Below are 20,149 nucleotides of genomic sequence, written 5' to 3'. Positions count from 1 at the left end.
ATTTCTATAGACTCAATAAAATACTCGAAAAGATACCTGCTAACACAACCGAAACAATCGTAACGGTTATAAATCCAGCGACTAACATCGGTGGCATCATATGACTTGTCAATGCTTCTTTTTCCTTTTCATCTTCGGTTAATGACTGAATGACTTCATTGGTAATAATATAATCTGCAGGAAAACCATATAAGGCTGTCAATGACACAGCAAATGCCATTTCTTTACTAACACCTAATAATTTTCCTACGATTGCTGAAAAGATATACATGCCGATCACCCCAATAATGATGATCCCGACCATGGGTAAGAATAATTCTTCTAGCATCTCTGGTGTCGCTTTTTTTAATCCATCAAAGATAAATAACATTAATCCTAAAATTGCAAAACCAAAACTATTCGCTTTTTTCAACGGTTGCTTTTCTAAAAAACCTAACGATGAGGCGACAACACCGAAAAATAAACATAATACAAACGGACTGATTGATAGAAAGGGCGCACACCACAGTGAGACATAATAAGCCAATGTAGCCACAATTGCTAAACGAAAGATTCGTGAATAATCCGTATGATATTTTTTGGGAATCCCTTTAAACAATTTGGGAAGATCTTCATCACTCTCTGAGCTCTCGCTTGTTTCTTGTTCATGCGTTGGAACCCATTCACCACTACGGTATTTTTCAAGCATTCGCTTGCCTTCTTTCTTCAACATGATGGACGTTAAAGGATACCCGGCAAAGCCTTGCATTACATAAATCAAAATAGCCAATACTGATAATGATGTCAAGCCGGCAGTTTGGGCTGCTTCTGACATAATCAAAGATGAAACAACGCCTCCTACTAGTGGAGGAACGGCTACTAAAACTGTTTTAAAATCAAAAACAACTGAACCTGCGGTTAATAATAAAACAACGATGCCTAAAATTCCTGAAAGTGTGATCACAATGGTTTTCCATTGGTTTACTAGCTCTTTAACAGATAATAAAGTTCCCATATTCGTAATCAGTAAATACATCAATAAAGTAGCGACGACTGGTGGTATTCCAGCGATTTCAACAATATTTTCTGGAAAAAAAGTCCAGTAACCAATAACAAATAATACTGCACAAACAAAAACAGATGAAATCCATGCTTTTGTTTTACTTGAAACAACATCTCCAATATACAAGATGCCCACCAATAACGTGAACGCGGTCATTTGTGCCATATTACTCCCCCTTTTGAAACTCCTAGTGTTTTGTCAGAAAATTCCGACTAATGAAAGTATACTAAACTTTGCATCGGGATGCAATAAAATAACAAAAATAAAAAATCTATCGTTTAAACAAAAAAAACCTGAGAAAAATTCTCAGGACAAAAAAATACACCTTATACTATGATGAGTGCTTCCCTGTCAAACCAAGTTCGACAGGGAAAGCGTTGAGCTAGACTAGGAGTCGCCTCCAACATCATAACACTCTAAAAGAATCATCTATAAAGTGACGGTATAGTTTGATTATTTAACAAATTCAATAATTACCATTGGTGCTGCATCTCCGCGTCTTGGTTCTGTCTTCAAGATACGAGTGTAACCACCTTGGCGTTCAGCATAACGAGGTGCAAGGTCATTGAATAACTTTTGTAAAGCTGATTCAACAACGATTTTTTCGTCTTCTTCACGAACGCTAGCAACTTCATTGCGTACAAAAGTAGCTGCTTGACGACGAGCATGAAGATCGCCACGTTTGCCTAAAGTAATCATTTTTTCTGTAGTTGAACGAATTTCTTTCGCACGAGACTCAGTCGTAACGATACGTTCATTGATAATTAAATCAGTAGTTAAGTCACGCAGCATTGCCTTACGTTGGCTTGATGTGCGTCCTAATTTACGATAACCCACGTTGGTTTTCCTCCTTCGTAAAAAGTATTAATCGTCTTTACGTAAGCCTAAACCTAAATCATGTAGTTTTAGTTTAACCTCTTCAAGAGATTTACGACCTAAATTACGTACTTTGATCATTTCTGGTTCAGATTTATTTGTAAGTTCCTGTACAGTATTAATACCTGCACGTTTTAAACAGTTATATGAACGAACAGACAAGTCTAGTTCTTCGATGGTCATTTCTAGCATTTTTTCTTTTTGTGTTTCTTCTTTTTCAACCATGATTTCAGCGTTTTTCGCTTCATCAGTAAGGTTAACAAAGATGTCTAAATGCTCCGTCATAATCTTAGCAGCTAAGCTAAGGGCTTCTTGAGGAATGATTGAACCATCAGTCCATATTTCCATTGTTAATTTGTCGAAGTCATCACGACGACCAACACGAGTGTTTTCTACTTGGTAGTTCACACGGCGAACTGGCGTATAGATGGAATCAACTGGGAGAACACCAATTGGCATATCTTCCTTTTTGTTTTCGTCTGCTTGAACATAGCCACGACCAGGTTTCACTGTTAAGCGAGCATGGAAAGTAGCTCCTTCAGAGACACTACAGATAATTAAATCTTTATTCAAGATCTCAACATCGCTGTCGACGATGATATCGCCAGCAGTTACTGTAGCAGGTCCTGTAATATCGATCTCAAGGGTTTTTTCTTCTTCTGCATAAAGCTTTAATGCTAAGCCTTTAATATTCAAAATAATTTGAGTTACGTCTTCTCTTACACCTTTAATGGTAGAGAATTCATGCAACACACCATCGATTTGAATATTGGTAATAGCAGCTCCTGGTAGAGAAGATAATAAAATACGACGTAGAGAATTGCCTAAAGTAGTCCCGTAACCTCTTTCCAGTGGTTCAACGACGAACTTGCCATAATCTCTATTCTCATCAATTTTTTCGATTCTTGGTTTTTCAAATTCAATCATTCTTATCTATACCCCTTTCAAAACGAAAAGTGTCTTGTTCAATGACGTTCTTAATTCAAACTCAGAATGAGTGGCACTCATTAAACACGACGGCGTTTTGGAGGGCGGCATCCATTATGAGGAACTGGAGTCACGTCACGAATTGCAGTCACTTCTAAACCTGTTGCTTGCAATGAACGAATCGCTGCTTCACGTCCAGAACCAGGTCCTTTAACTGTTACATCAACAGTTTTAAGTCCGTGTTCTTGTGCTGCTTTAGTTGCAGCTTCTGCGGCCATTTGAGCTGCAAACGGTGTTGATTTTTTGCTTCCTTTAAAACCTAATGAACCTGCAGATGACCATGCTAATGCATTACCATGACTGTCAGTGATCATTACAATTGTATTATTGAATGTAGAATGGATATGTGCAATCCCAGTTTCTATATTCTTTTTCACACGGCGTTTACGACTAACTTTTTTTGCTGCCATGAGGATCTAACCTCCTTCACTTAGGAATTATTTTTTCTTGCCTGCTACAGTACGAGCTGGGCCTTTACGAGTACGTGCATTATTTTTCGTGTTTTGTCCACGAGTTGGTAATCCACGACGGTGACGGATACCACGGTATGAACCGATTTCCATCAAACGTTTGATGTTTAAGTTCACTTCACGACGAAGATCACCTTCAATTTTCAACTTATCGATTTCCGCACGGATAGCATCTGTTTGTTCGTTTGTTAAGTCACGAACACGAATATCTTCAGATACGCCAACGTTTGCTAAAACTTTTTTAGCAGTAGTGTTACCAATACCAAAAATATAAGTAAGGGAAATCACTACACGTTTATCACGAGGGATGTCTACTCCTGCAATACGAGCCATTCTACGTTACACCTCCTATTATCCTTGACGTTGTTTATGTTTTGGATTTGCTGGGCAAATGACCATAACACGTCCTTTACGGCGAATTACTTTACAATGTTCACACATTGGTTTTACTGATGGTCTTACTTTCATGATAATACCTCCCTGAATTTTACGGAGTACAATTATTTAAAGCGATAAGTGATTCGACCACGAGTTAAATCATATGGAGATAACTCTACAGTCACTTTATCCCCAGGTAAAATTCGAATATAGTGCATACGGATCTTACCGGAAACAGTAGCAAGAACTTGGTGTCCATTTTCTAGTTCAACTTTAAACATTGCATTCGGCAAAGTTTCGACGACTGTACCTTCGACTTCAATCATATCTTCTTTAGCCACGCACAGTACCTCCTTGTACTTGTTTCGCATTTTCACACGATAAAATGGCGGAAACTTCAGCCCCCACCTAGAATTTTCAATTAAACTTCCACAAAAAGGTAGAAGTCGGACTGATACATTCTATCATAAATTTTTCTATTTGGCAAGAGAATCTGAATCAAACACAAATGGTAAGCTTGCGGCAATTCAAACAACTATTTTTTTTCAATGATTTCTTTCACTTCAGAAAAAACAGTATCGATCTCGCGATTCCCATCTATTGTATGCAATACGTTTTTAGCCTTGTAAAAGTCTAAAATTGGTGCACTACTTTTGATGTTGACAGCCAGACGGTTTTTGACCGTTTCGGGCTTATCATCTTCTCTTTGATAAAATTCATGTCCGCCGCAACGATCGCATGTTCCTTCTACGGTAGGAGGATTAAAGATTTTGTGATAGGTAGCTCCGCACGTTCGGCAGATAAACCGACCAGCTAAGCGTTCAACCAAAATTTCTTCTTCGACATGGATGTCGATGACAGCATCAATTTTTTTATTTAACTCTGTTAACATTTTATCTAAAGCTTCTGCTTGATCCAAAGTCCGTGGAAAACCATCTAATAAAAAACCTTTATCAGTATCTGGTTCTGCCAAACGTTCTTTGACGATTCCATTTGTTACATCGTCAGGAACCAAAGCACCTTTATCGATATAAGATTTCGCTTCTAAGCCAAGAGCAGTTTCGTTTTTCATCGCAGCACGGAACATATCTCCTGTAGAAATATGCGGAATACCATAAGTATCCACGATCTGTTCTGCTTGAGTACCTTTGCCTGCCCCAGGCAATCCCATTAAAATGAGGTTCATTTCATTTCCTCCTAATTTTAAAGGCTGGCTTTTGAAGCTAGCCCAATAAGAATGGTGCTGAGGATGATCCTCAACACACGACTCCTACTTATTGATAAAGCCAACATATTGACGTTTCAACATTAAACCTTCTAATTGTTTCGCTGTTTCTAAAGCAACACCAATCACAATCAGTAAGCTCGTTCCTCCTAGACCAATAGATTGCGGTAACTTCCAAATCATTTGTGCAATGATCGGCAGTAATGCCACTAAACCTAGGAATATAGAACCGACAACACTTAGTCTCATTAACATTCCAGAAATATATTCTTCTGTTCCTTTACCTGGTCGTACACTTGGAATATAGCTTCCTTGCTTTTGTAAGTTTTCCGCTAATTTCTCAGGGTTAACTTGAACAAACGCATAGAAGAAAGTGAAAGCGACGATCAGCACAGTATAAATAATCGCACCTGGAACGGTATTGTAACTAAAAATTTGTGTCATTACATCATACCAACCTTCACCAGCATAACTCTTAGAAAAGGCCTGTAAAACAGCATTCGGCGTTGCAATCAACGAGCTGGCAAAAATAACTGGGATAACACCGGCAGCATTTACTTTTAATGGTAAATAACTACTAGTTGGCGCTCCTGAAACACGTTTTGTATATTGGATCGGAATTTTTCGTTCTGCTTGCTGGAAAAAAGTTACCAAAGTAACAACAGCTAAAATTGCAATAATCAAGATTACAATAAAAATGACAGATTGCCAAATTCTAGAAGATTCGATGTTGATAAAGTAATCGTCAATGATTTCTTTGATTCCTTCAGGTAAACGAGAAATAATCCCCGCGAAGATAATCATTGAAACCCCATTACCGATCCCTTTTTCAGTAATCTGTTCTCCTAACCAAGTAACAAACATTGTTCCGCCAGTTAAAATGACAGAGATCATCACAAAAGTGCTGATATTCGGATTTTTTACGATCCCAACTGAACTTAATTGTTGAAATCCAGCAGTAATCCCAATAGATTGAGCAATACCCAAGACAATCGTTAGATATCTTGTTGCTTGATTCAATTTCTTACGTCCAACTTCACCTTGCTTAGACCATTCTACAAACTTTGGAACGATATCCATTTGTAATAATTGGATGATGATCGATGCTGTAATGTAAGGTGAAACCCCCATCGAGAAGATAGAGAAGTTTTGCATTGCACTACCACTGACCATATTCAACATATTTAAAAATGGTAAATTGCTTAAGTCTTGCAATCCTTTTGCATTTACGCCAGGTACAGTTATATGCGCACCTAAACGAAATACAAAAAGAATGAATACAGTAAACAAAATTTTTGATCTAATGTCTTTGACTTTAAAAGCGTCTTTTAACAGTTTAAACATTAGATCACCTCGATTGATCCACCAGCTGCAACAATTGCTTCTTCTGCTGCTTTAGAGAATTTAGCTGCTTTCACAGTTAATTTTTTAGTTGTTAATTCACCATTAGCAAGAACTTTGATTCCAGCTTTTTCGTTTTTCACGATTCCAGCTTCGATCAATCCAGCAGGTGTAACTTCAGTTCCATCTTCGAAACGATTTAAGACATCTAAGTTGATGACTGCATAATCTTTACGGTTGATGTTCGTGAAGCCGCGTTTTGGTAAACGACGGAATAATGGAGTTTGACCCCCTTCAAATCCAAGTCTTACACCACCGCCTGAACGAGCTTTTTGCCCTTTTTGTCCACGGCCGGCAGTTTTACCATTACCAGATGAAGTACCACGTCCAACACGGTTACGTACTTGGCGTGAACCTTCAGCAGGTTTCAATTCATGAAGTTTCATTGGTTTGGCACCTCCTTAACAATGTACTATTGTAAATTAAACTTCTTCAACGTCCACTAAATGTGACACAGTGTTGATCATACCTTTGATTGCTTCGTTCGCAGGTTTCACAACAGAGCTGTTTAGTTTACCTAAACCTAATGCTTTAACTGTATCTTTTTGGTTTTGAGGACGTCCGATAACGCTGCGTTTTAATGTAACTTTTAATTCAGCCATTATTTTGTCCTCCTTATCCTAAAATTTCTTCTACAGATTTACCGCGAAGTGCTGCCACTTCTTCGGCACGTTTTAATTGTTTTAACCCTTCAACTGTTGCGCGAACAACGTTGATTGGTGTGTTTGAACCTAATGATTTTGATGTAATATCTGCTACACCAGCTAATTCCAATACGGCACGAACTGGTCCACCAGCGGCTACCCCAGAACCTTCTACTGCAGGTTTCATAAGGATACGGCCACCACCGAATACCCCAATCACTTCGTGAGGGATACTAGAACCAACCATAGGTACTTCCACTAAGTTTTTCTTCGCGTCTTCGATTGCTTTACGGATTGCTTCTGGCACTTCTTGTGCTTTACCAGTCCCAAAGCCAACGTGACCGTTTTTATCTCCCACAACAACTAATGCTGCAAAGCGTAGACGACGTCCACCTTTAACAACTTTCGTTACACGGTTGATAGAAACCACGCGGTCTTCTAATTCCAAGTGTTTTGGATCAATATAAACCATGAATGGTGTTCCTCCTTCTCCTAAAATTCTAGTCCATTTTCACGCGCTGCTTCAGCTAAAGCTTGCACGCGGCCATGGTAAAGGTATCCACCACGGTCAAAGACTACTACTTTAACGCCTTTTTCAGCGGCACGTTCAGCGATTAATTTACCAACAGCTGCGGCTGTTTCTGTTTTGTTTCCACCTGAAATTTCTTTATCTAAGGCAGAGGCACTTGCTAGCGTTACACCCGCTACGTCATCAATGATTTGCGCGTAGATGTTTTTGTTAGAACGGAATACGTTCAAGCGTGGGCACTCAGCAGTACCAGAGATTTTGTTACGTACACGGCGATGTCTCTTTTGGCGTGTTTTGTTTTTATCTGGTTTTGTAATCACAATTGTCACCTCTTTATATTTGCTAGCTATTAAGCTGCGATAGACAACGGATCGTTATTTTTCAAACAAAGTTGAAAAATAACTCTCATGCTGCTATTATTTACCAGTTTTACCTTCTTTGCGGCGTACGAATTCGCCAACATAACGGATTCCTTTGCCTTTATAAGGTTCTGGAGGACGAGTACCACGAATATTTGCTGCTAATTCACCAACATGTTCTTTGTTAGCGCCTTTTACAACTACTTGTGTATTCGAAGGTACTTCTACAGTTACACCAGCTGGTGGTGTGATTTCTACTGGATGAGAATACCCAACGTTAAGAACTAATGTAGTCCCTTGCATTTGAGCACGGTACCCAACCCCGATAAGTTCAAGACCTTTTTCAAAGCCTGTACTTACTCCTACAACCATGTTATTGAAGTTCGCACGAGTTGTTCCGTGGATTGTTTTCATGTCTTTGCTATCATTTGGACGAGTGAATGTTACTTCATTTCCTTCGATATTCATTTTGATATCAGCAGAAAATTCACGTGTTAATTCACCTTTAGGTCCTTTTACAGTAATGTTGTTTCCTTCTTGCTTAACTTCGACGCCAGCAGGAAGTACAACGATTTTATTACCAATACGGCTCACTTAGAGACACCTCCTTGTGTGTTTTTTTAAATTACCATACGTAGGCGATTACTTCGCCGCCGATGTTTTTAGCTCTTGCTTCTTTATCAGTTACAACACCTTCAGAAGTAGAGATAATCGCGATTCCTAGACCATTCAATACTTTAGGTACTTCGTCAGATTTGACATAAGCACGTAAACCTGGTTTAGAGATACGTTTTAAGTTTGTGATAACACGTTCTTCGTTTTTACCGTATTTAAGGAAAACACGGATCACGCCTTGTTTGTCATCTTCGATATATTCTACATCGCGTACGAAACCTTCACGTTTCAAGATTTCAGCGATATCACGTTTGATTTTTGACGCAGGCACTTCCAAGCTTTCATGTTTAACCATGTTTGCATTACGAATGCGCGTTAGAAAATCTGCAATTGGATCTGTCATGACCATTGAACTATTTACCTCCTTTATGCGAGTTTACTTGTTTACCAGCTAGCTTTCTTCACGCCGGGAATTTGACCTTTATAGGCAAGTTCGCGGAAGCAAATACGGCAAAGATGAAATTTACGATAAACTGAATGTGGACGTCCGCAACGTTCACAACGAGTATACGCTTGTGTTGAATGTTTTGCAGGGCGTTTGTTTTTAGCAATCATTGATTTTTTAGCCACGTAGTTCGCCTCCTTTTATTATTTTTGGAATGGCATACCTAATTGTGTTAACAATTCACGAGATTCTTCATCTGTGTTTGCTGTTGTTACAATAACGATGTCCATACCGCGTACTTTATCTACTAAATCATAATCAACTTCTGGGAAGATTAATTGTTCTTTAACACCTAAAGTATAGTTACCACGTCCGTCAAAAGCTTTTTTGCTTACTCCGTGGAAGTCACGTACACGAGGTAGAGAAACAGATACTAATTTATCTAAAAATTCGTACATTCTTTCTCCGCGTAAAGTAACTTTCGCACCGATTGGCATGCCTTCACGTAAACGGAAACCAGCGATTGATTTCTTAGCTTTAGTGATTAGAGGTTTTTGACCTGTGATCAATGCTAATTCTTCAACTGCTTTATCTAAGTTTTTTGCGTTAGATACAGCGTCACCCACACCCATGTTAATAACGATCTTATCAACTTTTGGTGTTTGCATAACTGAATTATAATTAAATTTTTCCACTAATGCTGGAGTAATTTCTTTAATATATTTTTCTTTCAGGCGGTTCATTTAGTAAGCCCCTCCTTCCTTTTAATCTATTTATCTAAGACTTCACCGGTTTTTTTAGAAACACGGACTTTTTTACCATCGACTTCTTTGTAACCTACACGACCAGCTACACCTGTTCCGTCAATCACCATTACATTAGAAACATGAATAGGCGCTTCGACTTCTAGGATTCCGCCTTGCGGCGCTGCTTGATTTGGTTTTTGGTGTTTTTTCATGATGTTAACACCTTCAACGATGACTTTGTCTTTTTTAGGAAACGCTGCTAATACAACGCCTTCTTTATTTTTGTCTTTGCCAGTGATAATTTTCACTTTATCGCCTTTTTTAACAAACATTACTGTTTCGCACCTCCTTTGATACGTGTCCTGATTATAATACTTCTGGTGCTAGAGAAACGATCTTCATGAAGTTGTTTTCACGTAATTCACGTGCAACAGGACCGAAGATACGAGTTCCACGCGGGCTCTTATCATCACGAATAATTACAGCAGCATTTTCATCAAATTTAATGTATGAACCGTCTGTACGACGAGCTCCTGATTTAGTACGAACGATAACGGCTTTTACGACTTCACCTTTTTTGACAACCCCACCTGGCGTTGCATGTTTAACCGTAGCAACAATCACGTCACCAATATTAGCAGTTTTACGTCCAGAACCACCTAGTACTTTAATCGTTAAGATTTCACGAGCACCTGAGTTATCTGCGACTTTTAATCGGCTTTCTTGTTGGATCACGATGTGTATCCCCCTTTCAGATTTTATGTTTCAATCTATATAGGAAAATCTCGTTTTTATTAGATAATAACTGCTTCTTCGACTACCTCTAGTAAACGGAAACGTTTTGTAGCTGATAATGGACGAGTTTCCATGATTCTTACGATGTCTCCAACTTTTGCAGTGTTGTTTTCATCATGAGCTTTGTATTTCTTAGAATATTTCATACGTTTACCATAAATAGGATGGTTTTTCTTTGTTTCTACGACAACAGTGATAGTTTTATCCATCTTATCTGAAACAACACGACCTTGGTAAACTTTGCGTTGATTTCTTTCTTCAGTCATACGCGTTTGGCCTCCTTCCACTATTAGTTAGCTTGTTCACGCAATACTGTTTTGATGCGTGCAATCGATTGACGTACTTCTTGAATACGTGCAGTGTTTTCTAATTGACCTGTTGCTAGTTGGAATCTAAGATTAAATAATTCTTCTTTGAATTGCTTTTCTTTTTCAAGCATTTCGGCAGTGGTTAATTCTCTGATTTCTTTAACCTTCATTCGATTCACCACCCATTTCCTCACGTTTTACAATTTTGGTTTTCACCGGTAATTTGTGGGATGCAAGGCGAAGTGCTTCACGAGCTACTTCTTCAGGTACGCCTGCGATTTCAAACATGATTTTACCACGTTTAACTGGTGATACCCAGCCTTCAGGTGCCCCTTTACCTTTACCCATACGAACACCGATAGCTTTACTTGTATATGATTTATGAGGGAAAATTTTAATCCATACTTTCCCGCCACGTTTCATATAACGAGTCATAGCAATACGGGCAGCTTCGATTTGACGGTTAGTAATCCAGTGAGATTCAGTTGCTTGTAAACCCCATTCACCAAATGCTACTTCTTTTCCGCCTTTGGCTTCACCACGCATTTTACCTCTAAATTCACGACGGTGTTTTACACGTTTAGGTACTAACATGATTATTTCCCTCCTTTCTCAGTGTTTTTTTTCGTTGGAAGAATTTCTCCACGGTAAATCCACACTTTAACTCCTAATTTTCCGTAAGTTGTGTCTGCTTCTTCCCATGCGTAATCAATATCAGCACGCAAAGTGTGAAGTGGAACTGTACCTTCAGAGTAACCTTCTGAACGAGCGATATCAGCACCGTTTAAACGACCTGATACTTGTGTTTTGATTCCTTTAGCGCCTGAACGCATAGTGCGTTGGATCGCTTGTTTTTGAGCACGACGGAAAGCAACACGGTTTTCTAATTGACGTGCAATTCCTTCGCCTACTAATTTTGCATCTAAATCTGGTTTTTTGATTTCAATGATGTTGATATGAACTCTTTTACCAGTTAGTGAATTCAATGATTTTCTTAGGTTTTCGACTTCAGATCCGCCTTTACCGATAACCATACCTGGTTTAGCTGTGTGGATTGAAATATTCACACGATTTGCAGCGCGCTCGATCTCAATTGTAGACACAGCGGCATCAGCAAGTTTTGTCGCGATAAATTTACGGATTCTTAAATCTTCGTGTAAGAACTCAGCATACTCTTTTTCAGCATACCATTTTGCATCCCAGTCGCGGATGATGCCTACACGCATTCCAATTGGATGTACTTTTTGACCCACTGATTGTCCCTCCTCTTATCTTTTGACACCTATTTATTAAAATAAATAGGTTTCATCTTGAGGTCCGGTATCCATTAACTCTAAGTGCTAAAGCACTAAAAATAATGGTCCTCCTCTTAATCTTTTAAGGTTCGGCAGCCACTATTTCAAAATGCCAAAGCATTGAGAATAATGGTCCTCCTCTTATCAAGTGACATCTGTTTAAAACAGATTATTTTTCTGATACTACTACTGTAAGATGACTTGTACGTTTGTTAATTGGTGATGCTGAACCTTTTGCACGTGGACGGAAGCGTTTCATTGTTGGTCCTTCGTTGACAAATGCTTCAGATACTACTAAGTTTTCAACGTCTAAGTCAAAGTTATTTTCTGCGTTAGCAACTGCTGACATTAAAACTTTTTCAATGATTCCAGCAGATTTGTTTGGCATGAATTTCAAGATAGAAATTGCATCCGCAACGCTTTTACCTCTGATAAGATCGATTACTAAACGGGCTTTACGAGGTGAAGTGCGAACTGTTTTAGCAGTTGCCTTAGCTGATGTAATTTGTTCTGACATTTGCATTTCCTCCCCTCAAAATTAACGTCTAGTTTTCTTATCGTCGGCTCCGTGGCCACGATAAGTTCTAGTTGGTGCAAATTCACCTAATTTATGTCCTACCATATCTTCTTGGATATATACTGGAACGTGTTTACGTCCATCATATACGGCAATTGTAAATCCAACGAATGTTGGAAAAATTGTAGAACGGCGAGACCAAGTTTTAATTACTTTCTTCTTTTCGGCACCTTGTTGAGCTTCAACTTTTTTCATTAAATGCTCATCAGCGAAAGGTCCTTTTTTCAAACTACGACCCATGGTGAACCTCCTCTCAAAATGTACGACACATGGTCAAAAAAATTATTTAGTACGACGACGAACGATAAATTTGTCGGATTTAGCTCTTTTATTACGAGTTTTCAAGCCGATAGCTGGTTGACCCCAAGGTGATACAGGAGCTTTACGTCCAATCGGTTGTTTCCCTTCACCACCACCGTGTGGGTGATCGTTCGGGTTCATTACGCTACCACGAACTGTTGGGCGTTTACGCATCCAACGAGAGCGGCCTGCTTTACCAATGTTGATTAATTCGTGTTGTTCGTTACCAACAGAACCGATAGTTGCACGGCAAGTTGCTAAGATCATACGAACTTCACCAGAGTTCAAACGGATTAATACGTATTTGCCTTCTTTACCAAGTACTTGAGCACTTGTTCCAGCAGAACGGATCAATTGACCGCCTTTACCAGGTTTCATTTCAATGTTGTGGACAACAGTACCGACTGGAATGTTTTCCAATGGTAATGCGTTCCCTACTTTAATATCTGCATCTGTACCGGAAACAAGGCGCATGCCTACTTCCAATCCTTTTGGTGCTAGAATGTATGCTTTGATTCCATCTTCGTAATGTACTAACGCGATGTTAGCAGAACGGTTTGGATCATACTCGATAGTTTTGACAACCGCTACAACGTTATCTTTATTACGTTTGAAGTCGATCATACGGTATTGACGTTTGTGACCGCCACCTTGATGACGAACTGTAATACGACCGTTGTTGTTACGACCGGCATGGTTTTTTAATGGCGCCAACAACGATTTTTCAGGTGTTGATGTCGTGATTTCAGCAAAATCAGATGCTGTCATATTACGACGGCCATTTGTGGTAGGTTTATACTTTTTAATCGCCACGTCTTTTTCCCTCCCATTTAATAGTTAACATGGACTGCTTATTCAGCAGCATCGAAAATTTGAATTTCTTTTGAATCATCTGTTAATGTCACAACAGCTTTGCGACGTTTTTTTGTGTAGCCAGCGTGTTTGCCCATACGTTTAAATTTAGGGCGCACGTTAATGATGTTTACGTTTTTAACTTTAACATCAAATGCTGCTACAACAGCTTGTTTTACTAAAGTTTTATTTGCGCGAGTGTCCACTTCGAAAGTGTATTTCTTTTCGTCCATAGCTAGCATGGATTTTTCAGTGATCACTGGGCGTTTGATTACGTCTAGTAAGTTCATTATGCAAGCACCTCCTCAATTTGAGTAAGAGCAGTTTGTGTTGCCAATACTTTAGTATTAGAAACGATATCTAAAACACTTACGTTATCAGAAGTTACTACAGAAACGTTTGGTAGATTACGTGCAGACAATGCTGCAAAATCATTTCCTGTTTCTAAAACAACTAATACTTTCGCATCAATAGATAAGTTTGTTAGAACTTGTTTGAATTCTTTTGTTTTTGGTGCATCAAAGCCTAAAGCTTCAACGGCTACCAAGTTGTTTTCAGCAACTTTATCTGATAATACAGATTTCATTGCTAAACGACGAACTTTTTTAGGAAGTTTGTAGCTGTAAGAACGTGGTGTTGGTCCGAAGACTACGCCACCTCCACGCCATTGTGGTGAACGAATTGAACCTTGACGAGCACGACCAGTTCCTTTTTGACGCCATGGTTTACGGCCACCGCCACGAACTTCTCCGCGGTGTTTTACTGAGTGTGTACCTTGTCTTAATGAAGCACGTTGCATGATGATTGCATCGTAGACAACAGTTTCATTTGGTTCGATTCCGAAAATCTCTTCGTTTAAAGTGATTTCACCATTTTGAGTTCCATCTTGTTTAAATAATGCTACATTCGGCATTCCTTAGTTCCTCCTTTCCCTACGCTTATTTAGCTTTCACAGCTGATTTGATTGTGATTAATGATTTTTTCGCTCCAGGAATGTTCCCTTTGATCATGATTACATTTCTTTCAGCGTCCACTTTAACAATTTCAAGGTTTTGAATTGTTACGCGGTTACCACCCATACGGCCGGCAAGTTTTTTATTTTTAAATACACGGTTAGGTGCAACTGGACCCATTGACCCAGGACGACGGTGGTAACGAGATCCGTGACTCATTGGTCCGCGGCTTTGTCCGTGACGTTTGATAACGCCTTGGAATCCTTTACCTTTCGAAGTTCCTGTAACATCAATAATGTCTCCTGCTTGGAAAACATCTACCTTAATTTCTTTACCTACTTCATATTCTCCTAGCTCAACATTTTTGAATTCCTTAATGAAGCGCTTAGGAGCCGTGTTTGCTTTCGCAACATGACCTTTCGCAGGTTTGTTCGCTAATACTTCACGTTTGTCTTGGTAACCGATTTGGATAGCTTCGTATCCGTCAGTCTCAACAGTTTTTACTTGTAAAACTACGTTTGGCGTAGCTTCAACTACTGTTACTGGAATTAATTCACCAGACTCAGTAAAGATTTGTGTCATTCCCACTTTTTTTCCTAAGATTCCTTTGGTCATGAGTACACCTCCATCATCTTGATTTTATAGTTTGATTTCAATATTCACACCAGATGGTAAGTCAAGCTTCATTAAAGCATCAACTGTTTTTGGTGTTGGGTTCACAATGTCGATTAGACGTTTGTGCGTACGCATTTCGAATTGTTCGCGTGAATCTTTGTATTTATGAGTCGCACGAATAACTGTGTAAAGCGAGCGTTCTGTTGGTAATGGAATTGGTCCTGACACGTCAGCTCCAGTTCTTTTTGCTGTTTCCACAATTTTATCCGCTGATTGATCTAAAATACGGTGTTCATACGCTTTTAAACGGATACGAATTTTTTGTTTTGCCATCTTGTTCCCTCCTTCGCCTATTTTGAAAGTAGACATAGCTCCACGAAAATTTTTCCGTCACGCTCGTTCGTGGCAAAGCGTCCGGGCGTGTCGCAACCTCTCGTTTCTTAGCCGGTAGATCAAAAGCTTGATTTACCAATGCTTTTACACTTCTGTAAACAGCACCTTTGTAATTATATTATAGAAACATAGTAATAGCAAGGATTTTTTCAGAAAAAAGTCAGTTTTTTATTGCAAGGATTTTCTCACCTTTCATTTTCTTATGTGTTACCAATCAAATTATCTATTTGAGAACTATATAATAGAAGAAAAACTGACTTTGTATGCCAATGCAAGAATCGTTTTATGTGGGTCAAAAAAAATAGAGTAAAACATTTTCGTTTCACTCTATCTTTTTTTCATATTAAAGACTTCTTTACAATTGGCCAATCATTCGTTCAACATTCATATACTGAAAATCTTCTGGTTTGATGAATATGATTTTAGATGTGCATTTTTCCTGGTCAACAATTGCCTGTATTTTATCCTCATATCTTGCAACTTGAGGTGTTAAAAGTAATACATCATAATTTTTAAACGTAAGTTTCTCTTGAACACGACTTACAGGTGCATAATCGATTGCGTATTCTAACTTTTTTTCCCTGAGTGACTCTAGAATTTTTGAAACTAATAATGAAGCACTAATTCCAGATTCACAGATAATCAAAATTGTTTTTTCCATATCAACCCTCCTGTTAATCGATATTCCTTTCCCCAAACACTAAACTCACCTTATTGCAAGCTCGCTAAACCTATTGGAGAAAAAGCAACATAAGTCAAAATGACAATGACCACCAACACAACCGAAACAACTTTAGTATAGCGCCAAGGTTTGATGTCTACTTTCGTATCGAAGGACTCCAACACAAAATTTCCATCTGGTTTCCACTTAGAAATCGCCAACATGATCAAAATATCTAAGAAAAATAGCAGACTCAACACATACAAGAAATGAATATCTTTCAAAAAGACTTTTGATAATGCATATAACACAATATGAATCGCAATTGTTGACTTCGCTGCGATAGCTGTCGCTTTTTTCGAATAGAAAGCAAACAGGATAATGACCAATAACGGCATATTGTATAATCCGTTGAACTCTTGAACAAATTGATACAACCCTGCTGGAGCGAAAGAAATGAACGGTGCAACAACCACAGATATTACACCAACTATTATAGTAACGATTTTCCCAGCCCGAGCAATTTGCTTATCATCCGCTTGTTTATTAATCACAGGTTTGTAGAAATCTAACGAAAACAGAGTCGCTGTCGCATTCAAAGCCCCGGCAAAAGAAGACAGGATCGCCCCAAAAATCACAGCTGCAAATACACCAAACAACGCTTGAGGTAAAACCTCTGTCACGAGATATGGATATGCATTGTCGGGATTGCTCATCAGTGCATCCCCAAAAATATTACGTGCAACAATACCTGGAAATACTAAGAACAATGCGCCAAATACTTTGAAAAGCCCTACAATAAAGGTCCCCTTTTGCGCTTCTGCTAGATTCTTCCCAGATAACGCTTTTTGCACGATCATTTGATTCGTACACCAGAAATATAAATTATTGAACAACATTCCCGTGATCAACGTTGGCCAAGGGACAATCGCTGAATCAATTGCACCAACAGAGTTTAACAGCCACGGCGTATGGTCGACAATATAATCTACTCCACCAATAAAGTTTCCATCACCTAGTTTCATTACACCTAAAATTGGAATCAATAAACCACAAATCAACAACCCAACACCATATACGGTATCACTATTGGCACTTAATGATAATCCACCAATCAATAAATAGAGAATTCCGATCACGCCGATGATCAAGGCAACTAAAATAATTGCGACAATCGGACGAACACCTAACAATTCATCTATATGAAAAATTTTATTAAAAACGAGTGAACCTGAGTATAAAACAACCGGTAAAAATGAAATCATATACGTCACGATAAATAGAATCGAAATAATTCGTTTCGTTACTGTATCATAGCGAATTTCAATAAAATCTGAAACGGTATTGATACCATACTTAAAATATTTCGGTAAAAAGATGACGGCTAAGGCAACAATTGCAATCGCAGCCGTTACTTCCCACGCCATAACTTCCATACCAGCGTGATAACTTTGCCCGTTCTGACCAACGATTTGTTCAGTGGATAAATTCGTCATGATAATAGAACCTGCAATCGGCAAAGCGGTCAGGCTTCTCCCTCCCATAAAGAACCCTTCTGATCCAGAAGTATCTACACCTTTCGCACGACTGTACGCAAAAATCCAAACACAAGCCACGATTACGACAAAACTAATAAGAGAAAATAGATTCATAGAATTCCGCTCCTTTTTTTGTTTTTAAATACTCGTGATTTCGTGAATGTAGTCTCTCGCTTTCACTGCGTATTCAAAAGGATTAGCCTGCGCCGGATCTTGTTCGGCTTCAACAACAATCCACCCTTCGTAATCACTACTCTTGATAACTTCCCAAATCGGTGCAAAATCAATCATCCCGTCTCCTGGAACAGTAAATACTCCTGACTTAACTGCATTTAAAAAACTTTGCTCCGTTGTGCTGACTTGTCTTGCTATCTGCTCTCGTATATCTTTAAAATGAATGTGTTTGATACGCTCTTGATATTTTTGATAAATTTCAATTGGGTCTTCTCCAGAAAAGACCAAATGTCCGGTATCAAATAGCAAAGAAACTTTTTCAGGATCTGTCAAGTCCATCAAACGAGTGATTTCTTCTGTCGTTTGCACACCTGTCCCCATATGATGATGATAAACAATCGTCATTCCTTTCGCATTTGCCAACGCACCCAAGCGTTCCAAACCAGTTGCTAATGCTTGCCAATCTGACGCAGAAAATACCGGCTTTTCTTTGAAAATTGCTAGATCCATCTGACCCTGAATGCTATGTCCTTGTTCCGACACAACAATCACTTTGGCCCCCATAGCATGGAGAAAATTCATATGTTCAATAAACGCTTGCTCTGTCTCTTCATACGGTTTCGTTGTTAAAAAGGCACTAAACCAAGCACTTGCGACTGACAACCCTCGAATATCAAGATACGGTCGTAAGACATCTGGATCTTTCGGGTACTTATTCCCAATTTCAGTCCCTACATAGCCGGACAAAGCCATCTCACTAATACACTGCTCAAACGTATTTTCTTTCCCTAACTCTGGCATATCATCATTTGTCCAAGCAATCGGCGCAATGCCCAAACGGATTTTTGACTCATTCATTTTATTTTTCTCCCCTTTCAAAGGACTGCTATCTATAGATTTTCAATTGTGATCAATTCATTTGTTTCAAATGATTGTTTACACGCTAGTGCGATTTTAGTTGACTGCAGCCCATCATAAGCTGAAACTTGCGGTTGACGTTTTTCTTTGATACATGCAATAAACTCTTTCGCTTCATTAACGAAAGCTTCACGAAAGCGTTCTGGAAAATCTTGTGAGCAAGCTCGTACAACGCCTTTTTCATCCATGATCGTAACAAGATTTTTCTCTGGCGCCGCTGCTACTCTAAGCATCCCTTTCGTTCCAATCAGCTCAGTTTCTACATGATACCCATGATGACAATTACGACCTGCAACTAAGATCGCCATCGCTTGGTTTTCCAATTGCATCATGGCCGCTCCTGTTTCCAATTCTCCTACTTTATCCAATTCAGGATAAGCAGCATTTTTCCCTAACGCCCATACTTTGCTTACTTCTTTTTCTGTAAACCAACGGACTAAATCGATATCGTGAATTGACATATCCATGAAAATCCCTCCACTATCACTGGCGCCCGCAAATTTTACAAAGCTTTCCATACCTGAACTAGGATCGATACTATAACAGCGCATCAGAGTCAGTTCCCCTAATTCCCCATCTTCTACTAATTGTTTGGCATAGCGGTACGAATCGTCATAACGACGCATGAATCCCAACATAAATACTTGTTCCGGACGACTTTGAATTACCCGCTCTGTCGCTTCGATTTCAGCTAAATCCAAGCCAATCGGTTTTTCACTAAAAACGTGTTTACCATGTTCCATCGCCAATTGAATCTGCTCGCAGTGAAAGCCAGAAGGGGACACAATAAACACCGCATCAATCGTTGGACTTTTGACCATTTCTTCATAGTCTTGATAGGTTTCTTCTACCCCTAATACCCTGATTGCATAATCCAATTCTTCTTGCACAAAACTACAAGCAGCAATTAATTGACACCCTTGAACATTTTCAGCTAAATTTTTTGCGTGAACTTTCCCTAGACGGCCTAAGCCGACAATTCCAACCTTGATTTTTTCCACTCTTTACTTCCTCCTATAATTAAAAGTTAAATGTTGATTTATTTAATAAAGT

General features: G+C 38.9%; 34 protein-coding genes. All 34 read right to left on the bottom strand.

The genetic code is table 11. The features are described 5' to 3' along the window. Window positions 1–4: 4 nt before the first annotated feature. The 34 genes from IGJ55_RS02145 to iolG all read right to left on the bottom strand — a co-directional run bounded on the left by IGJ55_RS02145 (window position 5) and on the right by iolG (window position 20,097). On the bottom strand, window positions 5–1,207 hold the full coding sequence (locus IGJ55_RS02145; RefSeq protein ID WP_430607230.1) for a hypothetical protein: 1,203 nt from the start codon (window positions 1,205–1,207) through the stop codon (window positions 5–7). Window positions 1,208–1,495: 288 nt separating this feature from the next. Then, window positions 1,496–1,879, bottom strand: a complete 384-nt coding sequence (gene rplQ / locus IGJ55_RS02140) for a 50S ribosomal protein L17 (RefSeq protein ID WP_069641199.1) — start codon at window positions 1,877–1,879, stop codon at window positions 1,496–1,498. 27 nt (window positions 1,880–1,906) lie between these two features. Continuing rightward, entirely contained in the window at window positions 1,907–2,845 is a 939-nt protein-coding gene (locus tag IGJ55_RS02135) for a DNA-directed RNA polymerase subunit alpha (protein ID WP_010761667.1), read from the bottom strand. A gap of 80 nt (window positions 2,846–2,925) precedes the next feature. Then, window positions 2,926–3,315 carry a 30S ribosomal protein S11 gene (rpsK, locus tag IGJ55_RS02130; RefSeq protein WP_010761668.1) on the bottom strand — a complete coding sequence of 130 codons (390 nt, stop codon included), beginning with the start codon at window positions 3,313–3,315 and terminating at the stop codon, window positions 2,926–2,928. A 27-nt stretch (window positions 3,316–3,342) separates the two neighbouring features. After that, window positions 3,343–3,708: a 30S ribosomal protein S13 gene (gene rpsM, locus IGJ55_RS02125; RefSeq protein WP_010766211.1), complete on the bottom strand. Its 366-nt coding sequence runs from the start codon at window positions 3,706–3,708 to the stop codon at window positions 3,343–3,345. Between the two features lie 18 nt (window positions 3,709–3,726). Further along, window positions 3,727–3,843 (bottom strand): 50S ribosomal protein L36, encoded by a 117-nt coding sequence (gene rpmJ, locus IGJ55_RS02120; RefSeq protein WP_002288710.1) that lies wholly within the window; start codon window positions 3,841–3,843, stop codon window positions 3,727–3,729. A gap of 32 nt (window positions 3,844–3,875) precedes the next feature. Further along, window positions 3,876–4,094, bottom strand: a complete 219-nt coding sequence (gene infA / locus IGJ55_RS02115; protein WP_002356224.1) for a translation initiation factor IF-1 — start codon at window positions 4,092–4,094, stop codon at window positions 3,876–3,878. A 194-nt stretch (window positions 4,095–4,288) separates the two neighbouring features. Further along, complete coding sequence (locus IGJ55_RS02110; protein WP_069641197.1) at window positions 4,289–4,939, bottom strand: adenylate kinase; 651 nt, start codon at window positions 4,937–4,939, stop codon at window positions 4,289–4,291. A gap of 84 nt (window positions 4,940–5,023) precedes the next feature. Further along, window positions 5,024–6,322: a preprotein translocase subunit SecY gene (secY, locus tag IGJ55_RS02105; protein ID WP_069641196.1), complete on the bottom strand. Its 1,299-nt coding sequence runs from the start codon at window positions 6,320–6,322 to the stop codon at window positions 5,024–5,026. After that, entirely contained in the window at window positions 6,322–6,765 is a 444-nt protein-coding gene (gene rplO, locus IGJ55_RS02100) for a 50S ribosomal protein L15 (protein WP_010761672.1), read from the bottom strand. The genes secY and rplO overlap by 1 nt, the downstream gene beginning before the upstream one ends. Window positions 6,766–6,801: 36 nt before the next feature. Further along, window positions 6,802–6,981: a 50S ribosomal protein L30 gene (gene rpmD, locus IGJ55_RS02095; RefSeq protein ID WP_010761673.1), complete on the bottom strand. Its 180-nt coding sequence runs from the start codon at window positions 6,979–6,981 to the stop codon at window positions 6,802–6,804. 13 nt (window positions 6,982–6,994) lie between these two features. Next, window positions 6,995–7,495, bottom strand: coding sequence for a 30S ribosomal protein S5 (gene rpsE, locus IGJ55_RS02090; RefSeq protein WP_010761674.1), 501 nt, complete (start codon window positions 7,493–7,495; stop codon window positions 6,995–6,997). Window positions 7,496–7,515: 20 nt separating this feature from the next. Next, entirely contained in the window at window positions 7,516–7,872 is a 357-nt protein-coding gene (rplR, locus tag IGJ55_RS02085; RefSeq protein ID WP_010761675.1) for a 50S ribosomal protein L18, read from the bottom strand. A gap of 96 nt (window positions 7,873–7,968) precedes the next feature. Further along, on the bottom strand, window positions 7,969–8,505 hold the full coding sequence (gene rplF, locus IGJ55_RS02080) for a 50S ribosomal protein L6 (RefSeq protein WP_010761676.1): 537 nt from the start codon (window positions 8,503–8,505) through the stop codon (window positions 7,969–7,971). A gap of 31 nt (window positions 8,506–8,536) precedes the next feature. Further along, entirely contained in the window at window positions 8,537–8,935 is a 399-nt protein-coding gene (gene rpsH / locus IGJ55_RS02075) for a 30S ribosomal protein S8 (protein WP_010761677.1), read from the bottom strand. A gap of 35 nt (window positions 8,936–8,970) precedes the next feature. Beyond that, on the bottom strand, window positions 8,971–9,156 hold the full coding sequence (locus IGJ55_RS02070) for a type Z 30S ribosomal protein S14 (RefSeq protein WP_002356214.1): 186 nt from the start codon (window positions 9,154–9,156) through the stop codon (window positions 8,971–8,973). Between the two features lie 18 nt (window positions 9,157–9,174). After that, window positions 9,175–9,714, bottom strand: a complete 540-nt coding sequence (rplE, locus tag IGJ55_RS02065; protein ID WP_069641195.1) for a 50S ribosomal protein L5 — start codon at window positions 9,712–9,714, stop codon at window positions 9,175–9,177. Window positions 9,715–9,740: 26 nt separating this feature from the next. Continuing rightward, window positions 9,741–10,049: a 50S ribosomal protein L24 gene (gene rplX / locus IGJ55_RS02060; RefSeq protein ID WP_010761679.1), complete on the bottom strand. Its 309-nt coding sequence runs from the start codon at window positions 10,047–10,049 to the stop codon at window positions 9,741–9,743. A gap of 34 nt (window positions 10,050–10,083) precedes the next feature. Beyond that, the gene (gene rplN / locus IGJ55_RS02055) at window positions 10,084–10,452 is read right to left on the bottom strand and encodes a 50S ribosomal protein L14 (protein ID WP_010761680.1); all 369 of its coding nucleotides are present in this window, start codon (window positions 10,450–10,452) and stop codon (window positions 10,084–10,086) included. A gap of 59 nt (window positions 10,453–10,511) precedes the next feature. Then, window positions 10,512–10,778, bottom strand: a complete 267-nt coding sequence (gene rpsQ, locus IGJ55_RS02050) for a 30S ribosomal protein S17 (RefSeq protein ID WP_010761681.1) — start codon at window positions 10,776–10,778, stop codon at window positions 10,512–10,514. Between the two features lie 23 nt (window positions 10,779–10,801). Next, a complete protein-coding gene (rpmC, locus tag IGJ55_RS02045; RefSeq protein WP_010761682.1) occupies window positions 10,802–10,990 on the bottom strand; it encodes a 50S ribosomal protein L29 in 189 nt (62 codons plus the stop codon). Further along, a complete protein-coding gene (gene rplP, locus IGJ55_RS02040; RefSeq protein WP_002356208.1) occupies window positions 10,980–11,414 on the bottom strand; it encodes a 50S ribosomal protein L16 in 435 nt (144 codons plus the stop codon). The genes rpmC and rplP overlap by 11 nt, the downstream gene beginning before the upstream one ends. A gap of 2 nt (window positions 11,415–11,416) precedes the next feature. Beyond that, window positions 11,417–12,073 (bottom strand): 30S ribosomal protein S3, encoded by a 657-nt coding sequence (rpsC, locus tag IGJ55_RS02035; RefSeq protein WP_010766221.1) that lies wholly within the window; start codon window positions 12,071–12,073, stop codon window positions 11,417–11,419. 211 nt (window positions 12,074–12,284) lie between these two features. After that, on the bottom strand, window positions 12,285–12,632 hold the full coding sequence (gene rplV / locus IGJ55_RS02030; protein WP_010761685.1) for a 50S ribosomal protein L22: 348 nt from the start codon (window positions 12,630–12,632) through the stop codon (window positions 12,285–12,287). 21 nt (window positions 12,633–12,653) lie between these two features. Next, a complete protein-coding gene (rpsS, locus tag IGJ55_RS02025; RefSeq protein ID WP_010761686.1) occupies window positions 12,654–12,932 on the bottom strand; it encodes a 30S ribosomal protein S19 in 279 nt (92 codons plus the stop codon). Between the two features lie 42 nt (window positions 12,933–12,974). Next, window positions 12,975–13,805 carry a 50S ribosomal protein L2 gene (rplB, locus tag IGJ55_RS02020; protein WP_025869823.1) on the bottom strand — a complete coding sequence of 277 codons (831 nt, stop codon included), beginning with the start codon at window positions 13,803–13,805 and terminating at the stop codon, window positions 12,975–12,977. A 38-nt stretch (window positions 13,806–13,843) separates the two neighbouring features. Then, window positions 13,844–14,134, bottom strand: a complete 291-nt coding sequence (gene rplW / locus IGJ55_RS02015) for a 50S ribosomal protein L23 (RefSeq protein ID WP_010761688.1) — start codon at window positions 14,132–14,134, stop codon at window positions 13,844–13,846. After that, window positions 14,134–14,757 carry a 50S ribosomal protein L4 gene (gene rplD / locus IGJ55_RS02010; RefSeq protein WP_010761689.1) on the bottom strand — a complete coding sequence of 208 codons (624 nt, stop codon included), beginning with the start codon at window positions 14,755–14,757 and terminating at the stop codon, window positions 14,134–14,136. The genes rplW and rplD overlap by 1 nt, the downstream gene beginning before the upstream one ends. A 25-nt stretch (window positions 14,758–14,782) precedes the next feature. Then, entirely contained in the window at window positions 14,783–15,412 is a 630-nt protein-coding gene (gene rplC, locus IGJ55_RS02005) for a 50S ribosomal protein L3 (RefSeq protein ID WP_010766222.1), read from the bottom strand. A gap of 24 nt (window positions 15,413–15,436) precedes the next feature. Then, complete coding sequence (gene rpsJ, locus IGJ55_RS02000) at window positions 15,437–15,745, bottom strand: 30S ribosomal protein S10 (protein ID WP_002389727.1); 309 nt, start codon at window positions 15,743–15,745, stop codon at window positions 15,437–15,439. Between the two features lie 415 nt (window positions 15,746–16,160). After that, window positions 16,161–16,466, bottom strand: coding sequence for a PTS sugar transporter subunit IIB (locus IGJ55_RS01995; RefSeq protein ID WP_069641193.1), 306 nt, complete (start codon window positions 16,464–16,466; stop codon window positions 16,161–16,163). Window positions 16,467–16,516: 50 nt separating this feature from the next. Beyond that, complete coding sequence (locus IGJ55_RS01990) at window positions 16,517–18,118, bottom strand: solute:sodium symporter family transporter (protein ID WP_207120422.1); 1,602 nt, start codon at window positions 18,116–18,118, stop codon at window positions 16,517–16,519. A gap of 24 nt (window positions 18,119–18,142) precedes the next feature. Further along, complete coding sequence (gene iolE, locus IGJ55_RS01985) at window positions 18,143–19,036, bottom strand: myo-inosose-2 dehydratase (RefSeq protein ID WP_069641192.1); 894 nt, start codon at window positions 19,034–19,036, stop codon at window positions 18,143–18,145. A gap of 32 nt (window positions 19,037–19,068) precedes the next feature. Beyond that, window positions 19,069–20,097 carry an inositol 2-dehydrogenase gene (iolG, locus tag IGJ55_RS01980; protein ID WP_430607228.1) on the bottom strand — a complete coding sequence of 343 codons (1,029 nt, stop codon included), beginning with the start codon at window positions 20,095–20,097 and terminating at the stop codon, window positions 19,069–19,071. Window positions 20,098–20,149 lie beyond the last annotated feature (52 nt).

This window comes from Enterococcus sp. AZ170, from assembly GCF_050545135.1.
GTDB lineage: Bacteria > Bacillota > Bacilli > Lactobacillales > Enterococcaceae > Enterococcus_L > Enterococcus_L ureilyticus.
The sequence above is the reverse complement of the archived record's forward strand: the minus strand, read 5'-3'. Positions and strand labels throughout refer to the sequence as shown.

Excerpts from the sequence above, each read along its gene's own strand:
- IGJ55_RS02145 (WP_430607230.1), bottom strand. The coding sequence starts at position 1,207 with ATGGCACAAATGACCGCGTTCACGTTATTGGTGGGCATCTTGTATATT.
- IGJ55_RS02135 (WP_010761667.1), bottom strand. The coding sequence starts at position 2,845 with ATGATTGAATTTGAAAAACCAAGAATCGAAAAAATTGATGAGAATAGA.
- rpsK (WP_010761668.1), bottom strand. The coding sequence starts at position 3,315 with ATGGCAGCAAAAAAAGTTAGTCGTAAACGCCGTGTGAAAAAGAATATA.
- rpsM (WP_010766211.1), bottom strand. The coding sequence starts at position 3,708 with ATGGCTCGTATTGCAGGAGTAGACATCCCTCGTGATAAACGTGTAGTG.
- rpmJ (WP_002288710.1), bottom strand. The coding sequence starts at position 3,843 with ATGAAAGTAAGACCATCAGTAAAACCAATGTGTGAACATTGTAAAGTA.
- IGJ55_RS02110 (WP_069641197.1), bottom strand. The coding sequence starts at position 4,939 with ATGAACCTCATTTTAATGGGATTGCCTGGGGCAGGCAAAGGTACTCAA.
- secY (WP_069641196.1), bottom strand. The coding sequence starts at position 6,322 with ATGTTTAAACTGTTAAAAGACGCTTTTAAAGTCAAAGACATTAGATCA.
- rplO (WP_010761672.1), bottom strand. The coding sequence starts at position 6,765 with ATGAAACTTCATGAATTGAAACCTGCTGAAGGTTCACGCCAAGTACGT.
- rpmD (WP_010761673.1), bottom strand. The coding sequence starts at position 6,981 with ATGGCTGAATTAAAAGTTACATTAAAACGCAGCGTTATCGGACGTCCT.
- rpsE (WP_010761674.1), bottom strand. The coding sequence starts at position 7,495 with ATGGTTTATATTGATCCAAAACACTTGGAATTAGAAGACCGCGTGGTT.
- rpsH (WP_010761677.1), bottom strand. The coding sequence starts at position 8,935 with ATGGTCATGACAGATCCAATTGCAGATTTTCTAACGCGCATTCGTAAT.
- rplE (WP_069641195.1), bottom strand. The coding sequence starts at position 9,714 with ATGAACCGCCTGAAAGAAAAATATATTAAAGAAATTACTCCAGCATTA.
- rplX (WP_010761679.1), bottom strand. The coding sequence starts at position 10,049 with ATGTTTGTTAAAAAAGGCGATAAAGTGAAAATTATCACTGGCAAAGAC.
- rpsQ (WP_010761681.1), bottom strand. The coding sequence starts at position 10,778 with ATGACTGAAGAAAGAAATCAACGCAAAGTTTACCAAGGTCGTGTTGTT.
- rpmC (WP_010761682.1), bottom strand. The coding sequence starts at position 10,990 with ATGAAGGTTAAAGAAATCAGAGAATTAACCACTGCCGAAATGCTTGAA.
- rplP (WP_002356208.1), bottom strand. The coding sequence starts at position 11,414 with ATGTTAGTACCTAAACGTGTAAAACACCGTCGTGAATTTAGAGGTAAA.
- rplV (WP_010761685.1), bottom strand. The coding sequence starts at position 12,632 with ATGTCAGAACAAATTACATCAGCTAAGGCAACTGCTAAAACAGTTCGC.
- rpsS (WP_010761686.1), bottom strand. The coding sequence starts at position 12,932 with ATGGGTCGTAGTTTGAAAAAAGGACCTTTCGCTGATGAGCATTTAATG.
- rplW (WP_010761688.1), bottom strand. The coding sequence starts at position 14,134 with ATGAACTTACTAGACGTAATCAAACGCCCAGTGATCACTGAAAAATCC.
- rplD (WP_010761689.1), bottom strand. The coding sequence starts at position 14,757 with ATGCCGAATGTAGCATTATTTAAACAAGATGGAACTCAAAATGGTGAA.
- rplC (WP_010766222.1), bottom strand. The coding sequence starts at position 15,412 with ATGACCAAAGGAATCTTAGGAAAAAAAGTGGGAATGACACAAATCTTT.
- rpsJ (WP_002389727.1), bottom strand. The coding sequence starts at position 15,745 with ATGGCAAAACAAAAAATTCGTATCCGTTTAAAAGCGTATGAACACCGT.
- IGJ55_RS01995 (WP_069641193.1), bottom strand. The coding sequence starts at position 16,466 with ATGGAAAAAACAATTTTGATTATCTGTGAATCTGGAATTAGTGCTTCA.
- IGJ55_RS01990 (WP_207120422.1), bottom strand. The coding sequence starts at position 18,118 with ATGAATCTATTTTCTCTTATTAGTTTTGTCGTAATCGTGGCTTGTGTT.
- iolE (WP_069641192.1), bottom strand. The coding sequence starts at position 19,036 with ATGAATGAGTCAAAAATCCGTTTGGGCATTGCGCCGATTGCTTGGACA.